The sequence below is a fragment of the Arthrobacter sp. OV608 genome (genome assembly GCA_900110595.1).
Classification (GTDB): domain Bacteria; phylum Actinomycetota; class Actinomycetes; order Actinomycetales; family Micrococcaceae; genus Arthrobacter.
In genome coordinates this window covers 535,686-559,294 of the sequence record FOEZ01000001.1, presented here as the reverse complement: position 1 = coordinate 559,294, position 23,609 = coordinate 535,686, and the positions used below count along the sequence as shown (strand labels likewise).

The window sequence follows — 23,609 nt, the reverse complement described above, 5'->3', positions numbered from 1 at the left end:
CTGCGTCGTGGTCCAAAGGCGGCTGATTGCGGGGTTCCACACAGTTTTGCGGGTTCCGCCGATAAGGCGCAAGATGCCTTGCAGCCGATTTTTGCCGAGCCTACACTCGCAGCAACAGGTTGCTAGACGCTGCTTGGCTTGGTGGTCTCATGCGGGTCCGACGGACCGGTTCCTCCAGGCCTAATCCACGCTGGTGCAGACGGCATGGGTGGGCAGTATCAACGATCGGCCGCTGGACAACTGAATATCTTGGCTTGGCTGCCCCTGGGGGTGCGGCATAGATCCAAAGGCAATTCGCCTTGGACCAGCTTTGCGAAAGCGCACTCAATCCAGGAGTTCACATGCCCGCATCCACCGCCGTGCGACAACTGACAGCCTTCCAGCGGGTTGTCCTCCCGCTTGTCATCGCACTCGTAGCGGCCCTGCTTCCAGTGGGGCTGCCAAACCTCCTCACCAGGGCTGCGGCGGCAGACCCCTGTGCTCCGCTAATCAACCCAATTGCGTGCGAAAACTCCAAGCCCGGCAGTCCGCCCTCAGAATGGGACATCAACGGCGCCGGGGATTCCGACATTCAGGGCTTCGCCACGGAGATGAGCACCAATGCGGGACAGGCGGTGCGATTCAAGATTGATACCAACGCGGCCAATTACTCCATCCGAATCTACCGCACCGGCTGGTACCAGGGCTTGGGCGCCCGTAAGATCGCTGACGTCACCCCGTCGGTCCTGCGACAGTCCCAGCCACAGTGTCTGTCCGATAACACCACCGAGCTGTACGACTGCGGCACTTGGGCGGTTTCAGCCACTTGGCAGGTGCCGGCAGACGCTGTGTCCGGTGTTTACGTCGCATTGCTCAGCAGGCCGGACACAGGTGGCCAAAGCCACATTGCATTCATCGTCCGCAACGACAGCAGCCGCTCGAATATCGTTTTCCAGACCTCGGATACAACCTGGCAGGCGTACAACACTTATGGCGGAGCTGACTTCTACCAGGGTGCAGTGAATGGCCGCGCCTACAAGATCAGCTACAACAGGCCCTTTGCAACCAGAGGTGATTCGGAAGGAAGGGACTTCTATTTCAGCAACGAATACCCCCTGGTCCGCTTCCTGGAAAAGAATGGCTACGACGTCAGCTACATCAGCGGCCTGGACACGGACCGCAGCGGCGCGTTGCTGCGCAACCACAAAGCCTTCCTGTCTGTTGGCCACGACGAATACTGGTCCGGCGCACAGCGGACCAATGTTGAGGCTGCCCGCGATGCCGGTGTAAACCTGCAGTTCCTCTCGGGCAATGAAGTGTACTGGCGCACCCGCTACGAGCCGTCGCCGGTGGACGGTGCTGCCCACCGCACGATTACGTCCTACAAGGAAACCTGGGCCAGTGGAAAGATTGACCCGAGCATGGAATGGACGGGTACTTGGCGTGACCCCCGCTACGCAGCGCCGGCAAACGGAGGCGGATTGCCCGAGAATGCGTTGACCGGGACGATTTACATGTCGAACTACACTGACCTTCCCATCACCGTCAGTGCAGCTGAAGGCAAAACCCGGCTGTGGCGGAACACTTCTCTTGCATCCCTTGCACCCGGAGCGTCCGCCGCTTTGGCACAGCACACTGTCGGCTACGAATCCGACGAAGACCTGGACAACGGGTTCCGTCCAGCCGGGCTGATTCGGTTGTCCACTACTACTGGGCCAACAGTCCAATACCTCCAGGATTTCGGCAACACCGTCCAGCCGGGAACGACGACACACAACCTGACGCTCTACAGAGCGCCAAGCGGAGCGCTCGTGTTCGGTGCAGGTACCGTCCAGTGGACATGGGGCCTTGACCAGGAACACGACGGTGAAGGCGCGGCTGCTGATCCTCGGATCCAGCAGGCACAGATCAACCTGCTTGCCGACATGGGTGCGCAACCGGGCACCCGGGACCCAGCCCTCGCAGCGGCTGTGGCCAGCACTGATGTGGCCGGACCGTCAGTTACCATCAGTTCACCCGCTGAGGGTGCGAGCGTTCCTCACGGCACCAGCGTCACCGCTTCAGGGACCGCGACGGACCCCGGCGGCGTTGTGTCTGGCGTCGAAGTCTCTACAGACGGCGGCAAATCGTGGCATCCTGCCCAAGGAAAGCAGAACTGGACCTACACGTACATTCAAAAAGGGCTGACCACCTCCATGTTCCAAGTTCGTGCGGTCGACGACAGCGCCAACATCGGAGCCACCGCCACCCGCAACATCCAGGTGCCCGGACCTTACACTGTCTTTGGCCAGCAGGTGCCGGCAGTGCCGGATTCCAAGGACGGCGGTGCGTACGAGTTGGGTATGAAAATCACTCCCACTCTGGACGGCTTCGTCACCGGCGTTCGGTTCTACAAGAGCACTGCCAACATCGGAACCCACACGGGGTCACTATGGAATGCAGCCGGCCAGCGGCTGGCAACAGCGACTTTCGGCAACGAAACTTCCTCAGGCTGGCAAAAGGTCCTCTTTTCACAGCCAGTTGCCGTGACGGCCGGCACCAAATACACAGTCTCGTACAAGGCGCCCAACGGGCATTACGCCATCAAAGATTATCAGTGGGCCAGCTTCGGCTTTTCGGAGCCCCCGCTGACTGTCGCCGGCGGATTCGGGAGTGAGCCGGCAGGTGTCTACGGATCGGCCGATTCCTACCCCACCAACAGCTACGGCAACGGCAACTACTTCGTCGATGCCGTTTTTGATACCGTCGACAACACCCCGCTGACCGCCGGCGGGCAATGGCCATTGGACGGCTCATCGAGTGTGCCCCAGGGCACTACAGCCGGGGCCGTCTTCTCAAAGCCTGTCACGGCGTCGACTATAAACTTCACACTCAAGGCGGCCGATGGATCAACCGTTGCCGGCTCCACAGCCTACGATTCTGTGGCCCGCAAGGTCACCTTCACCCCGAGCGCTCCGCTGGCCTTGGCCACGAAGTTCACGGTCACGTTGAGCGCCGCGGCAACGGGGGGAGGGTCGCTGACAGCAGGGGGAAGCTGGTCCTTCACCACGGTGGTTTCGCCGCCGCCGCCCGGTACCTGCCCCTGCAGCTTCTATGACGATTCCGTGGCTCCCGGCATCCAGGAGATCCGCGATGGCGTACCGCTCACCTTAGGGGTGAGGTTCTCCAGCACTGCCGGCGGGACCGTTACCGGCGTCAGGTTCTTCAAGTCCGCAGGGAACAACGGAACCCACAACGGATTCCTCTTCACGGCCTCCGGGGAACAGTTGGCCACCGTTACTTTCGCCAACGAAAGTACTTCGGGCTGGCAGACGGCGTACTTCAATGAGCCAGTGGCCATGAATGCGAACACCGAGTACGTTGTGGCCTACAAGTCGACAACCGGCACCTATTCCGCGACTGTTAATGGTTTTGGTTCGGGTCTGAGCGTTGGGAACCTGCGGGCGGCCTCCGACGCGGGAGCCTACTCCTACTCCACCGATTTCCCCGGGTCCCGCTCGTCCGCCAGCTACCTCGTTGATGTGGTGGTGCAATACCCGGACCCGCCCTTCATCGGGGTGAACCAGTCACCGCTGCCTGGCTCGTCAAGCGTCGCGGTGGACAGCCCGGTGTCCGTAATTCTGTCCAAACCCGCCACCGCATCCACGGTAAAACTCACCCTCACCGGCCCCGGCACAACAGCCGTGAACGGGACCTCCGCCTACGACGCGGCCACGGGCAAAACCACCTTCACACCCGCTGCCGCTCTGGCGACCGCAACCACCTACACCGCAACCCTGAGCGCGACCTCCACCACAGGACAGCAACTCAGCGCAGGCAACACCTGGACCTTCACCACGGTGCCCGCACCGCGGACTGAAGGCACATGCCCCTGCACCCTCTACCAGGACACCGTCACCCCCACCACCATGGAAATCAAAGACGGCGTCCCGCTCACCCTCGGCGTACGCTTCGCCAGCTCAGCCGACGGAAACATCACCGGCCTTCGCTTCTACAAAGCAGCCGGCAACACCGGAACCCACACCGGCACCCTCTTCACCACAGGCGGCCAACAACTGGCCACCATCACCTTCACCAACGAAACCACCGCCGGCTGGCAGAGCATGAACTTCAGCCAACCCGTCCCCATCACCGCCAACACCGAATACATCGCCGCCTACACCACCCCAACCGGCACCTACTCAGCAACACCCGGCGGCTTCAACACCGGCTTCACCAGCGGACCACTACGCACCACCGGCGGATCAGGCGCCTTCACCTATTCAGGCGCCTTCCCAGGCTCATCATCCAATTCCAGTTACCTCGTGGACCTTGTGTTCCAGCAGGCTGACCCGCCCTTTGCCGGGGTGAACCAGTCACCGCTGCCTGGCTCGTCAAGCGTCGCGGTGGACAGCCCGGTGTCCGTAATTCTGTCCAAACCCGCCACCGCATCCACGGTAAAACTCACCCTCACCGGCCCCGGCACAACAGCCGTGAACGGGACCTCCGCCTACGACGCGGCCACGGGCAAAACCACCTTCACACCCGCTGCCGCTCTGGCGACCGCAACCACCTACACCGCAACCCTGAGCGCGACCTCCACCACAGGACAGCAACTCAGCGCAGGCAACACCTGGACCTTCACCACGGTGCCCGCACCGCGGACTGAAGGCACATGCCCCTGCACCCTCTACCAGGACACCGTCACCCCCACCACCATGGAAATCAAAGACGGCGTCCCGCTCACCCTCGGCGTACGCTTCGCCAGCTCAGCCGACGGAAACATCACCGGCCTTCGCTTCTACAAAGCAGCCGGCAACACCGGAACCCACACCGGCACCCTCTTCACCACAGGCGGCCAACAACTGGCCACCATCACCTTCACCAACGAAACCACCGCCGGCTGGCAGAGCATGAACTTCAGCCAACCCGTCCCCATCACCGCCAACACCGAATACATCGCCGCCTACACCACCCCAACCGGCACCTACTCAGCAACACCCGGCGGCTTCAACACCGGCTTCACCAGCGGACCACTACGCACCACCGGCGGATCAGGCGCCTACGCCAATGGCTCCGCCTATCCGGTCAACAGCTCCACCACCAGCTACTTGGTAGACGTAATATTTGGAGGGACGCCAGCCCCTCCCTCGGCTTCCTTCACCATCATGTCGCAGTCGCCAGCATCCGATGCCACCAACGTCGCGCGGGATGTAAAACCGGCACTGTCGCTTTCCTCAAGTGCCGGGTCCGGATCCACTCTTGAGCTGTTGTTGGCAGGGACTTCCATCGCCGGCACGTCAGCTCTCTCCACCGACGGACGGACCATCACCTTTTCGCCTGCCCAACTACTTCCTGCCAACGTCCAGGTAACCGTGCGGACCGTCAGCGTCGCATCCACGGATGGGACACCGCTGCCAGCTACGAGCTGGGCATTCACCACGGCCAACCCGCCGGACCAGTCCCTCTTCGGCACGCTCACGCCGACGGTTACGAGCTCAAGCGAAACCAGCGCGATTGAACTGGGAGTAACCTTCCGCGCCTCCCGGACGGGAATGGTGACTGGAATCCGCTTCTTCAAGGGCCCCCTCAACACAGGCGTTCACTACGGGTCACTCTGGAACTCCGCGGGCACCCGTCTCGCCCGGGTTGCCTTTGTGAATGAGACTGCGACTGGCTGGCAGACGGCAGTTCTGTCCCCCGCTATCAGGTTGGCCGAGGGCACCGACTACGTCGTTTCATACAACGCTCCCGTAGGCCGGTACTCCTTCACGTCCGCATTCTTTACACGCGCCTGGACAAGTGGATATCTGACGGCTCCGGCCGCAAAGAACGGCCTGTACCGCTACGGCTCCGGCACCGCTGTGCCCAACCGCACCGCAAACGCCACCAACTATTTCGTGGATGTGGTGTTTTCTCCTGCTGTTTAGCAGTACCGGCCCATCACGTTCGCTACTCGTTAGCAGACCTCAGGTTGGTGGAAACTGCAGGGTGGTGAACAAATAGATGCCGGCCGGCTTGAGCTTGATGGCAAGGACGGCTTCATCCAGCAACTCAAAGCCACGATTCAACGCGGGTTGCAGGCGGAACTGACCGGGCACCTGGTCCAGAACCGCGCCGCGCATATACCCTGGGCATGGCATAGACACGGAGGGCATCAAACACGTCCTGGGCATCTTGATCGGAGCCAGCGAAGGCGCGAAACTCTGGGCAGGTCTCTGTGCCGGAGTGGCCAACCGCGGCGTCAAGGATGCGCTCATTGTGTGCTGTGGCGGCCTCGCCGGATTCCCCGAACAATCGCCGCGACCGAACGTACGATGGTGGACCCTCGGAGCTGACAGCCTCGGAACCGTATTCCTGGAGAACCCCAACCGCGCGGCTCTTGACCTTATCGACTCACCCACCGTCCGATTTGTCTTCAACCAGGGATGCACGAGGCCTGGATGACCCCCCTGTTACCGGGGACTGCTGAGGAACCGGCCAACGACTGCTGTACGCCCCACCTGAGGGCCTGCGGGTCAGGCTTCTGCCCTATGGCGCCACAGAGGGCGACCAAGCATGCTCTATATACAGCTCCGGGCTACTTCCGGCGCGAGCAGGAATCCGCCAGATATCTGAGTCCCCTGCCTCACCTGTTCGCGGCAGTCCGTACAGTAGGGAAGCGTTGTCGAGCCACTCAATCTGGTCATCTATGCTTCGGGTCTCGCCCAAGACTGTTTCCGTTCCAGTGGCCAGGTCAAGGACTGCAGCCTTCCAATGGGGAATGAGGCCCGCTCCAGTGTTCTTCTTGTAAGCAATCCGGGTCCCGTCCGGCGAGATGGACGGGCATTCAACACCGTCGTGAATTGCTGTCAAGGTGCGGTTGGCAATGCTGCCTCGTACCAGCCAATGACGTCCGGAAGATGCTGCTGTGGCGTAAAAGACGTCTGCCTGGCTTGGGACGAAGGTAACACCCCAGATGTTTCGGTCAGCGGCAGTAACCTGCTGGCCATTCACCAGCAGTGCAAAGGCCTCCAGATTGGCCGCCGGCGTTGTGCCGTCCAGACTCCTAATGACAGTTTCAGTGGAAAACCCCGTGCCCGCGTATGAGTGGCCCGTGACAAAAACAGTGGTTGCCACAAGTGCGCCGTCCCCGCTCAGTCGTGTTCTGCTGGGGATTCCCCGAAGTGCCCAACTTTCAAGCCGTTTCCAGTCGGGTGCGTAGACTGAGGCCTCGAAGCTTGTGAGCAGACCACGGTTTGTGCTGAGGCAGATGACTTTCGACCCAGCGGAGTACACCCTGTCGCAAAATGCTCCGCCCATGGTCCTTGGGCCCGCAGGGTCAGCCGAGGAAACAGTAGCCGCCATTCCATACCCCTGCCCGGCGGCAGTATTGCGGAAAAGAACAAAGGAGCCACTTGGCAAGACCTTGCCTTCCGAAATGACCTCAACGGATGGCGCAGCGGCACTGCTCTCCTGCAGGCGCTGGAAGGCAGACACGGCATAGAGGCCCGCGCCTGCAAGGACGAGGCCCGTCACCATCAGAAGAACAATCCAGCGGAGACGACCGCCACCCGTGGCCCCTTGGATCATGCCGACGCTGCCTGCCGTTCGGCTTTCCGCAGAATAACGAAAGAGGCAGGAAGCGCAACGGCAAGGAGACTACCGACCACAACCATGGCTGCTGCCGGCCCCCAGGTGAACCACAGAAGGCCGAAGAGGGTGGATGAAGCTACGCGGCTCAGCGCCATCACGGTCTGCACGGTCCCAATGCCGGTAGCAAGGAGGTCCGGCGGGGTCAGTTGGCTGGCAAAGGCGGCAAGGACTCCGTCAGTTGCCGCATAGAAGGCTCCCAACAGCGTCAGGCACAGCAGTGTCGGCCCAAGTCCGCCTACCGGTACTGCTGCACAGCAGTAGCATGCCAGCAGCGCCAGATGACCAGCCAGGAACACCTTCCCCCTGCCGTAGCGGTCGGCGAGTCGGCCCATGGGGATTGCCAGTAACAGGAAGACGACATTGGTGCCGACGTACAGCAAGGGAAACCAGTGAACCGCGAAGTCATCCCGATCCTGCAGGGCCAGATAGATGAACCCGTCTCCTACAGTGAGCAGGCCAAGCAACGCGGATGCGGTCAGTAGTCGGCCAAGCCCGGGTTTACGGAACAAATGCCAATGAATCCGCAGTAGCCCGCCACGTCCCCGGACTTGGTTGTCGAACTCTCGCCCCCGGCTGGACGAGCGCGGCGATCGCACGCTTCTCCGGTCTGGCACCACCAGGGCGAGGGCTGCGACACCGATCGCTGCGAAAGCCAGGGACACCACGAAAACCGTGCCATATCCGCCGGGAATCAGGAAAAGTGTCACAAAGGCGATCAGGGGCCCCGCTGCGGCTCCGATGTTGTCGAGCATTCGGTGCACGCCGAAGTGCCGTGCCAAGTATTCCGGCTGGGCCGCAGTGGAGATAAGGGCATCGCGTGGGGCTGTCCTGATGCCCTTGCCGATCCGGTCGCCGGTGACGACCGCAGCAAGTGACCAAAATCCGCCCGCGAAGAGGAATCCCACGCGCGCCAGCAAGGACAATCCGTATCCGGCAAGCGCTACAGGCTTCGGCCTTCCCAGTCTGTCGGACGCCCAGCCTGCCGCTATACGCACCAAAGCACTTGCACCCTGGTTAATTCCGTCGATGATCCCGAAGGCGATCACGGAAAGCCCCAGGAATCCGGTGATGTAAAGCGGAAGGATTGCGGCCACTGATTCCGAAGAGATGTCAGTGGCCATACTCACCACACCCAGCCAAAGGATAACTGGCGAAAGCCTGAACCGGACGGCCGGACGATGTGCCTTATCCACCGCCATTCCCTGAGCGTTTCCCTTTCCGCCGTGACGGTCGGACATCGAGATGTACAAAGCTATGACCCCGGCTCTGTATGGAAGTTTGCCAACAGCGAGAATCGGGTGCTGCCGGTGCCGGTCATGGACAGGGCGATGGAGACTGAATCGCTTCCGCGGGTCAGATGGAGGGCTTGCCGCCCAGCGCCAGCCGCGGCTTCCTCCGAGCGGAATCCGGCACCTTGCAGAACCTGCTGGAAATGCCCTGTCACCTTTTCAACGGCCAAATCGACGATGCCTTCTGCGGTCGATTGAAGGAGATCTCCTGTTGAGCTTACGCCCGTGAAAACAATGACAGTCCGGTCGGGAAAGGGAAGTACTTGCGAGGGAAAGCCCTCCACAATCTTCCCTTGGGATGAAGCTGTTGCCGGCAACGGCTTACTTACCAAGGCTGGCGGCGACGACGGTATCGGCAGCCCCGTTGGCGAAGCGCTCACAGGGGGCAGGACCTCCAGCCGGCGTTGGTCTCCAGCCCCGCCTGTCGCAGGGCCACCGACGAGGTCCCCGCCGGTCGCAGGGTTACCGGCGGGGTCACCGCCGGCCCCTTCGGTACTCGGCCCGTCTGGCAGCGGTGCGCTTGTCTCGCCGGCCCCCAAAGGAGTTACGCCGTCGGTCGCGGATCCGCTATCGGCAGAGGAGGTATTCCCGGCTCCCGCGGCCGAAGGCGCCGGCTGTTCATGTGCCAAATTGTCCAGGACCAAAGCGGTGCCGCCGAGGATGACCGCTGCAGTGGCTCCAATAAGGACCACGCGCTTCACAAGCACGGCTTCACCGCCTGCAGCACGGGCCGGTTTGCCTTGCGGCACTACCCTTGAAATCATCAGTTCCTGGGACATCCATGGCCACAGTCTGACATCACGCTTGGGTGCAGAATAGGTGGATTTCCACATCTTTCCCGCCGTTTGAGGCAGAATCCTCGCGCCTTTGTGGCGCTTTTTACCAGCGGCCGTTGCGCGGACGGGGCTGGCACACGGGACAGGTGTGCGAGGAGCGGTTCATGAACTGGTCGCGCCGGATGACTGCGTGGATTCCCGCAGCGGCACACCGCCGGCACGGCTGGCCCTCCCGGCCGTAGGCGTTGAGGGACCGGTCGAAGTATCCCGAGGCGCCATTGACATTGATATAGAGGGAGTCGAAGCTCGTCCCGCCGGCGGCCAGGGCATCGAGCATAACGTCACGGGAGGAGTCCAGCACCCTCTCGGCTTCGGCCCTGCGGAGGGTGTCTGTGGGCCGGGCGAAGTGGAGGCGGGCACGCCACAGGGCTTCATCCGCATAAATATTGCCGATGCCCGACACGAGGCCCTGATCCAGCAGTGCCCGCTTCAATCCCGTTTTGCGTTTGCGGAGGCGGCGGAAGAAAAGGTCGAAGGAGAAGGCAGGGTCCAACGGATCGCGGGCGATGTGGGCCGCTTCCTGTGCTATCAGCGGCAGGGGCGATTCGGCGAGTCCGCCAGGGCCGCCGTCGTCCGTTGGTACCAGTGCGGTGACGAACAGGCCCCCGAAGATCCGCTGGTCCACGAACCGCAGCTGTCCGGGCATGCCGTCGCTGGAGCTCAGCCGGAACCGTACTTTGAGGTGCTTCTCGTCCGGGACATCCGCGTCCTGCATGAGGAGTTGGCCGCTCATGCCCAGGTGGGCCATCAGCGCGACGGCGGGACGCCCCTTCCCAGGAGCATCGCCATGAGCGGGACCGGCAGCCGCGTCCACCAATGGCAGCCACAGGAATTTTCCCCGGCGCACGACGTCGGCGACTGTGGCCCCTTCGAGGTTCCCGACGAAATCCGCGGTCCCGAGCGCGTGGCGGCGGATGGAGCGTTCGTCCAGGACTTCCACGGATTCGATGGTCCGGCCGCGGACCCAGCTCACCAGGCCGCGGCGGACCACCTCAACTTCGGGAAGTTCGGGCACAGCGCTACTTGGCGGCTATGGAACCGGCGGACTTGCCCCCGGTGGCGGAAGCCGCAGCGCTTGAAGCCGCAGTGCCGGAAAGGGCGCGCCAGGCGTCAGCAGCTGCTTCCTGCTCCGCTTCCTTTTTGGAGTGGCCCGTTCCCCGGCCGTACGCCGTGCCGCCGATGTGCAGGACTGCGGTAAAAACGCGCGCATGGTCCGGGCCGGAGCCCTCCACCGCATAGTGGATGGTTCCAAGCTGCCGGCTTGCCGCAAGTTCCTGGATGCTCGTTTTCCAGTCGGTCCCGGCGCCAAGGGCAGCAGCGTCTTTGAGCAGGGGCCCGATCAGGCGCATCACCAGCTGGCGGGCCGTCTCGATGTCGTTGGACACGTAGGTGGCACCGATCAGCGCCTCCATGGTGTCCGCAAGGATGGACGCCTTGTTTTTGCCCTCGGTGAGCTTTTCGCCCTGCCCGAGGTAGATGTAGTCGCCAATCCCCAGGCTGCGCCCGATGCCGGCAAGGGCACGGGTGCTGACTACGGCCGAGCGGCGCTTCGCCAGGTCACCTTCGGGCAGGTCCGGATTGTCCCGGTACAAGGCGTCCGTCACGGAGAACCCCAGGATGGAGTCACCCAGGAATTCGAGCCGCTCGTTGGTGGGGATGCCGCCGTTTTCGTAGGCGTAGGAACGGTGTGTGAGCGCAAGACGAAGCGTCCCGGCGTCAATTGAGACACCGAGACGCTTCAAAAGCTCTTCAGTTGAAGACATCATGTCAGCCTGAGGGGCCGATTAGACGTCCGCGACCTTGCGGCCCTTGTACTCAAGGAACAGCGCGGTGCCGGCCGAATCGGTGACGACCTTCGCCTGGTGCGGCAGGCTGTAGGTAACCTGGCCGTTCTCCACGGTCTTCACCAGGTGGGGGGCGGTCGCCTTCCACTGCGAGCGGCGGGCGCGGGTATTCGAGCGAGACATTTTCCGCTTGGGAACAGCCACGGCTAACTCATTTCTCTCTAGACAAACACGTACAAATCAATTTTGCCGGTCAGGCTTAGCCATATCAGCTAGGGCAGCCCAGCGAGGATCCAAGACCTCGTGGTGGTGCCCCGGCTCGTCTTCCAGGCGAACTCCACATTCGGAGCAAAGGCCCTGGCAGTCTTCCCGGCACACCGGCTGGAACGGCAGATTGGTGACAACCGCGTCCCGCAACACCGGTTCAAGATCGATTACATCGTGCTCGACTCGACGTTGCTCTTCATCATCTTCTTCGTCCGAAAGCTGTACGCCCTCATAGAAGAAAAGTTCTTGCACATTGACCTCAAGGTCATACGCAAGGGGATCCAGGCATCGGCCGCATTCACCGGTTACTTCGGCGAGTGCGGTTCCGGATACCAGAATTCCTTCGTGTACGGCCTCAAGCCTCAGATCCAGCTCGATATCCGAGCCTTCCTGAACACCAATGAGCGCCACACCAAGATCACCCGGTGCGGGTACATGTTCCTTCAGTGTCCGCATGCTTCCCGGACTGCGTCCGAGGTCCTTGACGTCGAACGCCAGGGGCGAACCAGCATCTCTTTTAATGAGAACTCCTGTTGAACATATGACCGACGTACCATCTTAGCCTGAAGAGCCGCGGGGACTCAAACCAGCCAGCGGGGACCGCCGAAGTACCTGACAAGCCTACCCTCTTGGCTGCTGATCGTCCGCCGACCCGCCCGCAAGCATCCTCCGGTGCACTGATCTGGGAACGTAATCGGAGACGCTTCCGCCCAGGCCCGCGACTTCCTTGATCAAGGTGGAGGACAGGTGGATGTAGTGCGCCTCGGCGGGCAGGAAGACCGTTTCCACCCCGCTCAGCTGCCGGTTCATTGTGGCCATGGGCAGCTCGTAGTCGAAGTCGGAGGACGATCTCAGGCCCTTGACGATGGCTGACACACCCCGCTGCCGGCAATATTCTGCGAGCAGCCCTTCGCCTACGGGTTCCACCACGATGCCCTTGAGCGACGCCAGGGTTTCGCGGGCCATCTCCAGCCGCTCCGCCAGCGTGAACCTGTACTTCTTGGCCGGGTTGGTGGAGACCGCCACGATGACTTCATCAAACAGGCTGGCCGCCCGGGCAATAACCTCGAGATGGCCGTTGTGGATGGGGTCGAAGGATCCGGGGCAGACAGCGCGTCTCATGCTCCGAACCTACCCCATGGAAAGGCCGGGATACCATGACTGGATGCATCCACCACGGGAAGTTTCCACCCCCATGCCCCCTGCCCCCTGGCAGCGGACCGCGCTCGGAGCCAACCTCCTCGGAGCCGATGGCGGGCTGGGCGTGACCATCTTCGAAGAGATGACCACCCTCGCGGCGCAGACCGGTGCGATCAACCTGGGCCAGGGCTTCCCGGATGAGGACGGGCCGCTGGAGATCAGGGAAGCTGCCCGCGCCGCCATCGCCGCCGGGGTGAACCAGTACGCGCCCGGCAAGGGCATCCTGGAACTGCGCGAAGCGGTGGCTGTGCACCAGGAAAGGTTCTATGGCCTCACCCCTGACCCGCAGACCGAAGTGATCATCACCACCGGCGCCACCGAAGGCATCGCTGCCGCCCTGCTGGCCTTTACCGGCCCCGGGGACGAGGTCCTGACCTTCGAGCCGTTCTACGATTCCTACGGAGCGGTGATCGGGCTCTCCGGCGCCACCCACGTCACGGCACCGCTGCTGGCCCCGGACTTCATGCCGGACCTGGCCGCCCTGGAAGCGGCCTTCAGCGGGCGGACCAGGGCGGTGCTGCTGAACAACCCGCACAACCCCACGGGTGCGGTATTTCCCCGGAGCATCCTGCAGCGCGTCGTTGACCTGGCCCGGAAGCATGACTGCCTGATCATCACCGACGAAGTGTACGAACACCTCACGTTTGGCGCCCGCCACGTGCCGGTGGCTTCCCTGCCCGGAGCGGGCGACCGTACCATCACCATCTCCTCGGCCGGCAAGACATTTTCGCTCACGGGCTGGAAGATCGGCTGGGTAACAGGCCCCGAGGACCTTGTCTCCGCTGTCCGGACGGTCAAGCAGTTCCTCACCTACAGTTCCGGCACCCCGTTCCAGGCGGCCATTGCCACCGGGCTGGGCCTGCCGGACGCCTTCTACGATGACGTTGCCGCCACGCTGCAGCGCAAGCGGGACATCCTGAGCGAAGGGCTGAGGGCAGCAGGCTTCGATGTCTACTCCCCGCAGGGTACGTACTTCGTCAACGTCGACACGGCGCCGCTGGGAATCCACGACTCCGTGGACCTGGCCCGAAGGCTGCCCGGACTGGTGGGCGTTGCAGCAATCCCGGTCCCCGTTTTCTGCCACCCGGAAGGGGCAGAGAGGACACGCAGCCTGCTTCGCTTTGCGTTCTGCAAAAAGACGGAGGTCCTTGAGGAGGCCGCAGCCAGGCTGGCAACCCTTGGCGGGCTGGTCTGATGCAGGCGGGCAGCGGGCGGAGTGCGGCCCGGTTCCTTCGCACCAGCGGACAGCACGCATCCATCGAGCCGGATGCTTTCACCGGGGGCGGCTACGTGCTCAGTATCGGCGGGGCAGAACAGTCCCACGTGGACCTGGCACGGCCCGACCATATCTTTTACGAGTACCTGAGGCGGATCGGGCATCTGGTGGACCTCGCGGCCCCCGCAGGAACGCCGGTCACGGCGCTGCACCTGGGGGCAGGCGCCCTGACACTGGCCCGCTACATCCAGGCGACCAGGCCAGGATCCATTCAGTACACGGTGGAGCTGGAACGGGAACTTCTCGATTTCGTCCTCCGGCAGCTGCCACTCCCTGAAGGGACAGACCTGCACGCCATCATCGGAGACGCCCGGGACGCACTCACGGAGCTTGATCCCGGACTCCGCTTCGACGTCGTTATCCTTGACATCTTTTCCGGCCCGGAGGCCCCCGCGCACCTTGCCTCCACAGAGTTTTACAGCGAGCTGAGGGAGCGGCTGGCCCCTAAGGGCCTCCTGATCGTTAACGTGGGGGACGAACCCGGCCTTACTCTGGTCCGCAGCCAGGCGGCGGCGATGCGGCGTGCAATGGGTGACGTCGCCGCTGTTGCTGAAGCAGGCATGTTCGATGGCCGCTACCCGGGGAACATCATCCTGGCCGGCACCCAAACATCCTGGCCATCGGGCTGGTCCGAGGAACTGACCGCCCGGGGGCCGCATCCGGCCAGGGTCCTGGCCGGTGTGGACCTGGACGCCCTCGCGGTCTGATCAGGCCTTCGCCGGAACACTTTCCTACCGGCCGTTCCCGTCCGCCTCGACGGAACCGGAGCCACTCCCGTCCGCATCCACGCCTTCGTCGTCGAGCACCTCGGCATCGACGGCGTCAGGGACAAAGGGCTCAGCGAACCACAGCTTGGTTTCGCCGTACTTCTTCTCCGCGAACCGCGCCAGCCCGCCGGGCCACCCCGGCTCGGGCGAGCGGGATGACCTCTCCACCACCACCACGGCCGCCGGCGCCAGGTGGCCGGCCAGTTTTTCGAGGACTGCGGCCAAAGCCACCTCCTCCAGCGGATAGGGCGGGTCCAGGAACACCAGGTCCCAGGCCGCCGATGCCGCGGCACGCTCCAGGAAAGGCTCTACCTTTGACCGGTGGACCGTCACGGCTTTTCGGCCCAGAACCCCGTTAATGAGATCGGCGTTGCGCTGGCATACAGCACTGGCCTTCGCGTCGGACTCCACCAGGTCCACGGTTTGGGCTCCCCTGCTGCCGCTCTCCACGCCCAGGGATCCCGAGCCGGCGTAGAGGTCCAGCACCCTGGCGCCGCTGATGACGTCAAAGGCCTCGAGCCGCGAGAAGAGCGCTTCTTTGACCCGGTCCGTGGTGGGCCTGGTCAGGGAGCCAGGGACAGCCTGCAGCGGGGTGCCGCCGGCTGCCCCGGAAATGATCCGGCTCACTGGCGGCCTCGGCTTCCGCCGGCGCGCATTTCGGATCCCACCGTGCTAACCGCGTTCAAGGAACGCCTCCTTTTCGGGGTTGAGGTACTTGTCGATTGCTTCAGCCAGTTCGTGGTGCGCAGCCAGCATCGGGTCCTGTGACACGATCTGCTGGGCATCGTCCCTCGCCCGGCTGATGACAGCTTCATGCTCAAGGACACGCAGAAGCCTAAGCGTGGAGCGGCCGCCGGACTGGGAGGCACCGAGGATGTCGCCCTCGCGGCGCAGCTTGAGGTCCTCCTGGGAAAGGGCGAACCCGTCCGTGGTGGCGGCCACCGCCTCCAGCCTCTTCCGGCTGGGGTGGCCGGGCTCCAGCGCCGTGACCAGCAGGCACGTTCCGGGCAGCCCGCCCCTGCCCACCCGGCCACGCAGCTGGTGCAGCTGGGAGATGCCGAACCGGTCGGCGTCGAGGATGACCATCAGGGTGGCGTTGGGAACGTCAACGCCCACCTCAATGACGGTAGTGGAGACAAGCAGTTTGACCTGGTTGTCCACGAAGCCGGCCATGGCGGCGGCTTTCACGTCGGGCAGCTGGCGCCCGTGCAGTGGAGCAAGGGGAACACCGGTGAGTGCCGGCTCGGCCTGGAGATGTTCGACGACGGCAGTCACCGATGCGAGTTCCCGCCCGTTTTCCCCCTCGAGGCCATCAGCCAGGTCCGCTTCCTCCGGACTGAAGTCGCCATCGTCGTCCGCGCCGATCTTGGGACAGACCACATACACCTGGTGCCCGTTGTCAATTTCCTCCCGGGAACGGGCCCAAATGCGGCCGGCCCACGCACGGTTTTCTGCCAGGCCCACCAGATGGGTGCTGATCGGGGCCCGGCCTGCGGGCAGTTCGTCCAGCACCGACGTTTCAAGGTCACCAAACACGGTCATGGCAACGGTTCGCGGGATGGGCGTGGCGGTCATGACCAGCAGGTGGGGCGGCTTCCGTGCCTTGGCCCGGAGGGCATCCCGTTGCTCCACGCCAAAGCGGTGCTGCTCATCCACCACGATCAGGCCAAGATCGAAGAACGTCACGTTGCCGCTGAGCAGGGCGTGGGTGCCGATGATGATTCCCGCTGTCCCGGAGGCGGCATCAAGCAGGGCCTGCTTGCGGGCTGCCGTGGGCATGGAACCCGTGAGCAGCGTGACCTGGACCGAGGTATCGCCGAGACCCCCCAGCAGGCCGTCCCTGGACAGCGGCCCCAGGGAGCGGCGGATCGAATCATAGTGCTGGGCGGCGAGTACTTCGGTGGGTGCCAGCAGCGCGGCCTGTCCCCCGGCGTCCACCACCTGCAGCATGGCCCGCAGCGCCACGATGGTTTTGCCCGAGCCCACTTCACCCTGCAGCAGCCGGTTCATCGGTGAGTCGCGGGCAAGTTCCGAGGCCAAGGTTTCACCGACGGCGGCCTGCCCCGCGGTGAGGGTGAACGGCAGGTCAGCATCGAAGGCTGCCAGCAGCCCGCCGGGAACCTGGCGCCGTGCTGTGGCTTCCTCCGCGGCCAGCTGCGCCCGGCGGCGGGCCAGGGCGGACTGCAGCACCAGTGCTTCGTGGTAGCGGAGCCTGTCCCGCGCCCGGCGCCAGTCCTCAGCGGTTTCGGGCGCGTGGATGAGGCGGTATGCCTCGGCCACCGGCAGGAATTTTTCACGCCGGGCGACGGCGGGCGGAACGGGATCGGGCAACGCGTCCAGTTCCAGCGTTTCCAGCAGGGTGTGGATGGCCTTCTGGATCTTCCAGCTGGGCAGTTTGGCAGTGGCCGGGTAGACCGGGATGGGCATGGCGGCGAGTTTTTCCGGGTCCTGGCTGCCCTCGCTGAAGGGATCGTCATCCAGCAGCTGGAAGTCCGGGTTGGTCAGGCCCAGTTGTCCCTTGAATTTGGTGACCTTTCCGGAGAACAGGGCCCGGCGCCCCTGCAGTAGATCTGTTTTTGCTTTGAAACCGTTGAAGAAGGTGATTTTGAGGGTGCCGGGGACTTTCCCCCGGTAGTCCGTTCCGCCGACCAGCCGCAGCCCTTGCCGCCCGTCGTCATCGGACACTATGACGTCGGTGATGGTCCCGCGGCGGACCTGCATGTTCCGGGTGCTGCTGGAGAGCACCCGGGCGATGAGGGTGACCTCCTCGTCGAGGGGGAGTTCGCTGATGGGCGTGAGCTCACCGCGGTTCATGTAGCGGCGCGGGAAGTAGTTCAGCAGCCCGTCAACCGTGGTGATGCCCAGGTGCTTTTCGATGACCGATGCGGACCGCTTGCCGATCCGCCATTCCAGCACAAGGTCGAGTTCAGCGGTCATGCCCACTGGAGTTCACTGCGTCTGTGTGGGGTTCCCGCGGCAGGGCGAGTTCGCTGATGCTGATGTGGGACGGTTCTCCCAGGGCACGGATGATACTGACAGCAGGCTCGGGATCCGGAACGTGCACATGGACCCGCCAGCGGTAGTTCCCATCGGCGTCTTCGTTGCCCCCCACCTGGCTCATGATCACGGATTCACCGATTTCGTCGAGCTGCTGGCGCAGCGTGGCCGCATGAAGCGGTGAAAGATTGATGGTGCACATGACTTCGACGCCGTCATCGTCCGGCAGGGCCGCATGGATGTGGGGATCGGAGACGTCATAGCCGTGGAGTCCGTCCAGCAGTTCGCTCTGGAGCTCCTCACCCAGGACGGCGGAACGGAGGCAGTCCAGGATCAGGAGCATGCCCACTCCACCCGCGTCCACCACCCGGGCCGAGGTCAGCGCGTCCAGCTGGTCCTCCGTGCGGATCACCGCGGCCAAGGCACCTTCAACGGCGGCGTCCAGTGCCAGGCCCAGGGCGTGGTTGCTGTCGTCCCCGTTCTGCCCGGCGTCCACCGCGGCCGCTGCCCGTGCGGCAGCCTCCATCACGGAAAGCATGGTTCCGGGAACCGGGTCGCTGAGGGCGGACCATGCCCTGATCTGGGCCCGGTTCAGTGCGGCGGCCAACAGGGTGGACGTCAGCCGGGTGTGGCCCGCGAGCGGTTCCGCTGCGGCGCACAGGAACACCGACAAAAGGGTCCCTGAGTTTCCGCGGGCTTCCTCCATCGCAGCCTGGCCGGCAGCAGCCAGTACGACGCCGACGTCCAGCTGCGCAGGCTGGTCATCCGCGGCGGCCGCGGACCGGGCAGCCGCGCGCACGGTCAAGTACAGGTTGGTGCCCGTGTCGCCGTCCGCTACCGGGAAGATATTGATGGCGTTGAGGCGGTCGCTATGGTTTCCAATGACGGTCTCAGCCTTGCCCAACCACCTCTTCATCGCTTGCGCGTTGGCGGCAACCTTAGTGTGCAAAGTGATCCCATCCCCCGGCGTCCGCGGGCCGGCCCGCAATTTTGACGCTCGGGCTTTCATTGCTTCCCAATGCTTGTACTGAGCCTATCGCAGTGAATCCGGGTGGCAGCTGAACATCAGCAGGGAATGTGGCGAGCAGGCCGTGGTCCTCCCCGCCGTTGAGCACCCAGGCCGCCGGTTCCGTGCCCAGCAGCTCCGAGGCAGGCCGCAGCACCTCCCCCAGCACGTGCAGTTGCGCCGGATCCAGGTCGATTGCGGCGCTGCTGGCCGTCGCCAGCCGCAGTCCATCCCGCAGCAGTCCGTCCGAAACATCCAGCATGGCCGTGGCACCGGCCGTCCGCGCTGCAGGGCCTGCTTCCAGCGGCGGCCGCGGCCTGCACTGCAGGTCGAGGAACGCACGCTCACGTTCCCCAAGGGCATCAACGTTCTCGGCCGACTCCAGGAGGGCCAGGCCCGCAGCAGCATGCCCGGCCGTACCGGCAAGCGCAAGGACATCCCCCGGCTGTGCCCCGGACCGGAGCACTGCAGGACCGCCGTCGAGGGTGCCGAGGACGGCGACGGTGACCGAAATTTCCCGGCCGCGGCCGAGGTCGCCGCCCGCCACCGAGCATCTGGTGGCTCCGAGGTCCTTGATGCCGGCAGTGAGCCCATCCGCAAGGTCCTCCACCCAGCTCACCGGCGTCTCGGGCGGGAGGGTGAGGCTCACGACGAGTGACGTGGCGGTGGCCCCCATGGCATTGATGTCGCTGAGGTTCTGCGCCGCGGCCTTCCAGCCGACGTCGAACCCGGTGGTCCGGTAGCCATTTGGCCATTCCAGGCGGAAATCCTGGTCCTGGACCTGCGTGTCGATGCTGATGAGCGTCCTGCCGTCCGGTGCCGCCACCACGGCAGCGTCATCCCCCGGACCCAGCAGCGTGGCCTCTGAGTAGGACCCGGCCATGGAGAGGCGGGGGAAGATCCGGGCCAGCAATTCGGCTTCGGAGAGGGCAGCAACGGCTGGGGGCTGCGGGTGGACGGTCAAACGGTTTTCTGGCACGCCACTACGCTACAGCGGGCCACGGACATTGGCTGGCCGCACCTCCTGGTGTCCTGGCCAACCCGGCTGCGGCGATAGGCTTGGAGCATGCACCGCCCCCTCGCTTCCCTGACCGCCCGCCGTGCCAGGATGGCGCTGATCGGGGCTTTAGCCGCCCTTCCGCTGGCTGCGTGTTCCCCAGTGGTGGACGTGCCGGCCGCCAAGGATGCGGCGAACCCGGCCTGCGCCCCCATGATGGTGGCTCTCCCCGAGGCCATCGGGGACTCAGCCCTCCGTAAGACAAACAGCCAGGCAACTGCCGCCTGGGGCGATCCCTCACTGGTGGTCCTGCGTTGCGGCGTCAATGTGCCGGGGCCCACCACCGACCGGTGCGTTACCGTCAACGGGATCGACTGGGTCATCAAGGAAGGCGACCCGGTGTGGACGCTTACCACTTACGGCCGGGAGCCCGCCACGGAGATCCTGATGAACCCCGACAAGATCAGTTCCGCCACGGTGCTTGCAGACCTGGCGGTTGCCGCCGCGGAAGTCCCGGCCAGCCGCAACTGCGTGGGCCAGGAGGAACTGCAGGACCTCCCGCAAAGCCAGTAGGTTTCGACAAGCTCAACCACCGGAAAGGGTCCGCTCAACCACCGGAACGGGGTCAGCGGAGTCCGGTTTTGCGGTTCAGTGCCAGGTGGATGAGTTCGTCGATCAGGTCGGCGTAGCCCAGGCCGGAGGCGGCCCACATCTGCGGGTACATGCTCTTGGGGGTGAAGCCCGGCATGGTGTTGATCTCGTTGATGATCAGCTGGCCGTCCGGTGTGTAGAAGAAGTCCACCCGGCTCAATCCCTCTGCACCCACGGCATCAAAGGCAGCCGCCGAGAGTTCACGCACCCTGGTAATGGCATCCTCGGGCAGGTCCGCGGGGCAGCTGAGCGCTGCGGCGTCGTCCTCGACATACTTCGCGTTGAAGTCGTAGAACTCGTGCGTGCCGCCTGCCACGGAGATCTCGCCGGGCATGGAGGTGCGGGGGGCATCGGTCCCCCTGCCTTCGAGCACTGCGCATTCAATCTCGCGGCCCACAATTCCCGCCTCAATGACGAGTTTGAGGTCGTGCAGCCGTGCTTCCTCAATGGCAGCGTCCAGCTCATCCAGCGAGTCCACCTTGGAAATACCCATCGAGGATCCGGCCCTGGCGGGCTTGACGAAGACGGGGAACCCGAGGCGGTCCACCTGCTTCCGTACGGACTCCGCGTCCTTGCGCCACTGCCTGTCGGTCACGGCAATGTAGGGGCCTACCTGAAGGCCGGCCGCTTCAAAGACCACCTTCATGTAGTGCTTGTCCATCCCCACAGCGGAAGCCAGGACGCCGGCTCCGACGTACCTCGTGTCCGAGAGTTCCAGGAGCCCCTGGATGGTACCGTCCTCGCCGAACGGGCCGTGCAGCAGCGGGAACACCACATCCACGGTGCCGAGCTCCTGCGGAACCTCGTTCGGGGAAGCCACGATCAGCTGGTGTTCGCCGCCGATCTCGGCCAGCGTCACCGTCTTCTGTGACGGGACCACCTCAGGCAGCGAGGATGCGGAGAGGGACCACTGGGCGGTGTCCTCGGCGGCAAGGACCCACTGCCCCGTCTTGGCGATTCCGATCGGGATCACCTCGTACTTGTCCCTGTTAATGGCACCAAGGACACCGGCGGCGGTAACGCAGCTCACGGCATGCTCGCTGGACCGTCCGCCGAACAATACCGCCACCCGGGGCTTTGCCCCGCGGGCCGGTTCTGATGCGGTGAGATTGTGGTGGGACATGGTCAGTAATCGCCTTCAGGTTTCAGTTCCCGGGCCAGCAGGACAGGCCCCAGTTGGTCAACGGACAGCTTGCCTGCCAGCACGGCGACGACGGCGGCCGTGATGGGCATCTCGACCCCGAGCTTTGCCGCGAGTTCGTGGACGGCCTGGCCGGATTTAATGCCTTCGGCGGTTTGGGTCATCTTCTGGCCTACTTCCTCCAGCGTCAGGCCCTGGCCCAGCAGCCGCCCGGCGGTATGGTTCCTCGACAGCGGAGAAGAGCATGTGGCCACCAGGTCACCCAGGCCAGCCAGACCCGCCATGGTTTTCGCGTCCCCGCCCAGCGCCAACGCCAGGCGGGATGTTTCGGCGAGGCCGCGGGTAATAACGGAAGCCTTGGTATTGTCCCCCATTTGCCGGCCCTCGCAAATACCTACTGCCAGCGCGATGACGTTCTTAACGATGCCGCCGATTTCCACACCCACGATGTCCGAGGTGGTGTACGGCCGGAAGTATGGTGCCGTGCAGCTGCGGGCTATCCAGCCGGCAGCAGCGGAATCAGTGCAGGCCACCACGGATGCGGTAGGTTCCTCGCGGGCGATCTCCATGGCCAGGTTGGGACCGGAAACGACGGCGATGCGTTCCGTTGGAACGCCGAGTTCCTCACTGATGACCTCGCTCATCCGGGCATCGGTGCCCAGTTCCAGCCCCTTCATCAGTGAAACCACCATGGCACCGGGGGCGATCATGTCCTTCCATCCGCGCAATTGCGGCCGGAGGGACTGGGCCGGCACAGCCAATATCACCAGATCGGCGCCGGCCAGCACCTCAGGGACCTCAGTGGAAGCGGTAATGCTCTCCGGGAGGGCAATGTCCTTCAGGTATTGGCTGTTGCGGTGGAAGGTGTTAATTTCCTCCACCACTTCGGTGCGCCGGCCCCACAACCGGATGGCGCGGGGCTCACCGGCGGCGGTGGCGGCATCGGCCAGGATCTTCGCAAACGTGGTTCCCCAGGAGCCGGCCCCAAGCACGGCAACAGAGCGGGCCGACCCGCCCTGTGTCCCCTCAGGAATCACCGGGCGTCCGTTCCCCGGTCTGGCCCTGGCCGCGCTCCACGAAACGCCCGTGCTTGGACTGCTGCTGCTTTGCCGGATCCCAACGCACCGCCGGGGGCTGCTCTCCCCTGAGCTCCGCAAGGAGGCCGGTGATGGCGTCCATGATGGCGTCGGTTGCTCCGGCCAGCGTGGCCTTGTCCAGGGGACGGCCGGAGAAGGCGCTGAGGTCCACAGGATCGCCCACTACAACACGGGACCGCTTGCGCGGGAAGAGGTGGAACCTCTTGCCGTACCGCGGAAACACCTCATGCGCGCCCCAGTGTGCGATCGGAACCACGGGAATGCCGCCCTCAAGGGCCAGCCGCGCCGCGCCGGTATGGCCCTTCATCGGCCACAGGTCCGGGTCACGCGTGAGGGTGCCCTCCGGATAGATTATGATGGCCCCGCCCTCGGCGACAATCTCCTGTGCGACCTGCAGCGAGCGGTTCGCTCCCGCCGTCGAACGCTCCACGGGGACCTGCTTGGTGGCATGCAGCAGCCAACCAAAGGCGGGAACCTTGAAGAGGCCCGCTTTGGCAAGGAAGTGCGGGGCACGCTTCTGGTTGTACAGCATGTGGCCCACTACCAGCGGATCAATTTCGGTGCAGTGGTTGGGGGCCGCGATGAACCCGCCGGCGGGAAGCTTCTCCGTCCCCTCCCACTCCTTGCTCATCATGGCGTTCATCAAGGGCCGGACAATGCCGGCAATGAACATAAAGGTGGCCCTGCTTTTCGCAGACTCTTTCACGT

At 64.1% G+C, this 23,609-nt stretch carries 20 protein-coding genes and 1 pseudogene; 5 read left to right on the top strand and 16 right to left on the bottom strand.

Annotated elements, in window-relative coordinates:
• Positions 1–341: 341 nt before the first annotated feature.
• Positions 342–5,888, top strand: a complete 5,547-nt coding sequence (locus tag BMX78_RS02600; protein WP_091415908.1) for a DUF4082 domain-containing protein — start codon at positions 342–344, stop codon at positions 5,886–5,888.
• A gap of 39 nt (positions 5,889–5,927) precedes the next feature.
• On the opposite strand, the gene BMX78_RS22985 is transcribed toward BMX78_RS02600, so the two are convergent.
• Positions 5,928–6,083: a hypothetical protein gene (locus BMX78_RS22985; protein WP_170850639.1), complete on the bottom strand. Its 156-nt coding sequence runs from the start codon at positions 6,081–6,083 to the stop codon at positions 5,928–5,930.
• Between the two features lie 13 nt (positions 6,084–6,096).
• On the opposite strand from BMX78_RS22985, the pseudogene BMX78_RS23345 reads away from it, so the two are divergent.
• Positions 6,097–6,252, top strand: a pseudogene (locus BMX78_RS23345) (transposase); the annotation flags it as partial.
• Positions 6,253–6,489: 237 nt separating this feature from the next.
• Here the strand turns inward: BMX78_RS23345 and BMX78_RS23340 are convergent.
• The 8 genes from BMX78_RS23340 to coaD form a co-directional block, all read right to left on the bottom strand.
• Positions 6,490–7,077, bottom strand: a complete 588-nt coding sequence (locus tag BMX78_RS23340) for a TolB-like translocation protein (protein ID WP_286138748.1) — start codon at positions 7,075–7,077, stop codon at positions 6,490–6,492.
• 449 nt (positions 7,078–7,526) lie between these two features.
• Entirely contained in the window at positions 7,527–8,792 is a 1,266-nt protein-coding gene (locus BMX78_RS02585) for an MFS transporter (RefSeq protein ID WP_286138747.1), read from the bottom strand.
• Positions 8,793–8,845: 53 nt separating this feature from the next.
• Positions 8,846–9,166, bottom strand: coding sequence for a hypothetical protein (locus BMX78_RS22675; RefSeq protein WP_139204858.1), 321 nt, complete (start codon positions 9,164–9,166; stop codon positions 8,846–8,848).
• 595 nt (positions 9,167–9,761) lie between these two features.
• Positions 9,762–10,733, bottom strand: a complete 972-nt coding sequence (gene mutM, locus BMX78_RS02575; protein WP_091415898.1) for a bifunctional DNA-formamidopyrimidine glycosylase/DNA-(apurinic or apyrimidinic site) lyase — start codon at positions 10,731–10,733, stop codon at positions 9,762–9,764.
• 4 nt (positions 10,734–10,737) lie between these two features.
• The gene (gene rnc / locus BMX78_RS02570) at positions 10,738–11,481 is read right to left on the bottom strand and encodes a ribonuclease III (RefSeq protein WP_091415895.1); all 744 of its coding nucleotides are present in this window, start codon (positions 11,479–11,481) and stop codon (positions 10,738–10,740) included.
• A gap of 21 nt (positions 11,482–11,502) precedes the next feature.
• Positions 11,503–11,706, bottom strand: coding sequence for a 50S ribosomal protein L32 (rpmF, locus tag BMX78_RS02565; RefSeq protein ID WP_009356569.1), 204 nt, complete (start codon positions 11,704–11,706; stop codon positions 11,503–11,505).
• A gap of 36 nt (positions 11,707–11,742) precedes the next feature.
• Positions 11,743–12,267, bottom strand: a complete 525-nt coding sequence (locus BMX78_RS02560) for a YceD family protein (protein ID WP_091415893.1) — start codon at positions 12,265–12,267, stop codon at positions 11,743–11,745.
• A gap of 123 nt (positions 12,268–12,390) precedes the next feature.
• Positions 12,391–12,891, bottom strand: coding sequence for a pantetheine-phosphate adenylyltransferase (gene coaD, locus BMX78_RS02555; RefSeq protein ID WP_091415891.1), 501 nt, complete (start codon positions 12,889–12,891; stop codon positions 12,391–12,393).
• 43 nt (positions 12,892–12,934) lie between these two features.
• Between coaD and BMX78_RS02550 the strand changes: the two genes are divergently transcribed.
• Positions 12,935–14,164: an aminotransferase class I/II-fold pyridoxal phosphate-dependent enzyme gene (locus tag BMX78_RS02550; protein WP_286138746.1), complete on the top strand. Its 1,230-nt coding sequence runs from the start codon at positions 12,935–12,937 to the stop codon at positions 14,162–14,164.
• Positions 14,164–14,952, top strand: coding sequence for a spermidine synthase (locus BMX78_RS02545; protein WP_170850661.1), 789 nt, complete (start codon positions 14,164–14,166; stop codon positions 14,950–14,952). Before BMX78_RS02550 ends, BMX78_RS02545 begins: the two co-directional genes overlap by 1 nt.
• Positions 14,953–14,976: 24 nt before the next feature.
• Here BMX78_RS02545 and rsmD read toward each other — a convergent pair whose 3' ends face one another.
• From rsmD to thiL, 4 genes are read right to left on the bottom strand one after another with little or no spacing between them, the layout of a single operon-like run.
• A complete protein-coding gene (gene rsmD / locus BMX78_RS02540; protein WP_091415885.1) occupies positions 14,977–15,639 on the bottom strand; it encodes a 16S rRNA (guanine(966)-N(2))-methyltransferase RsmD in 663 nt (220 codons plus the stop codon).
• 45 nt (positions 15,640–15,684) lie between these two features.
• On the bottom strand, positions 15,685–17,949 hold the full coding sequence (locus tag BMX78_RS02535; protein ID WP_091415882.1) for an ATP-dependent DNA helicase RecG: 2,265 nt from the start codon (positions 17,947–17,949) through the stop codon (positions 15,685–15,687).
• The gene (locus BMX78_RS02530) at positions 17,939–18,925 is read right to left on the bottom strand and encodes a DAK2 domain-containing protein (RefSeq protein ID WP_091415879.1); all 987 of its coding nucleotides are present in this window, start codon (positions 18,923–18,925) and stop codon (positions 17,939–17,941) included. The genes BMX78_RS02535 and BMX78_RS02530 overlap by 11 nt, the downstream gene beginning before the upstream one ends.
• 22 nt (positions 18,926–18,947) lie before the next feature.
• Positions 18,948–19,898 (bottom strand): thiamine-phosphate kinase, encoded by a 951-nt coding sequence (gene thiL, locus BMX78_RS02525; RefSeq protein WP_091416075.1) that lies wholly within the window; start codon positions 19,896–19,898, stop codon positions 18,948–18,950.
• Between the two features lie 183 nt (positions 19,899–20,081).
• On the opposite strand from thiL, the gene BMX78_RS02520 reads away from it, so the two are divergent.
• Entirely contained in the window at positions 20,082–20,585 is a 504-nt protein-coding gene (locus BMX78_RS02520; protein ID WP_091415877.1) for a DUF3515 domain-containing protein, read from the top strand.
• Between the two features lie 52 nt (positions 20,586–20,637).
• Here BMX78_RS02520 and BMX78_RS02515 read toward each other — a convergent pair whose 3' ends face one another.
• The 3 genes from BMX78_RS02515 to BMX78_RS02505 are packed head-to-tail and all read right to left on the bottom strand — an operon-like array spanning position 20,638 to position 23,607.
• A complete protein-coding gene (locus BMX78_RS02515) occupies positions 20,638–21,786 on the bottom strand; it encodes a D-alanine--D-alanine ligase family protein (RefSeq protein WP_091415875.1) in 1,149 nt (382 codons plus the stop codon).
• 2 nt (positions 21,787–21,788) lie between these two features.
• The gene (locus tag BMX78_RS02510) at positions 21,789–22,841 is read right to left on the bottom strand and encodes an NAD(P)H-dependent glycerol-3-phosphate dehydrogenase (RefSeq protein ID WP_091415872.1); all 1,053 of its coding nucleotides are present in this window, start codon (positions 22,839–22,841) and stop codon (positions 21,789–21,791) included.
• Entirely contained in the window at positions 22,831–23,607 is a 777-nt protein-coding gene (locus tag BMX78_RS02505; protein ID WP_091415869.1) for a lysophospholipid acyltransferase family protein, read from the bottom strand. Before BMX78_RS02505 ends, BMX78_RS02510 begins: the two co-directional genes overlap by 11 nt.
• Positions 23,608–23,609: the final 2 nt, after the last annotated feature.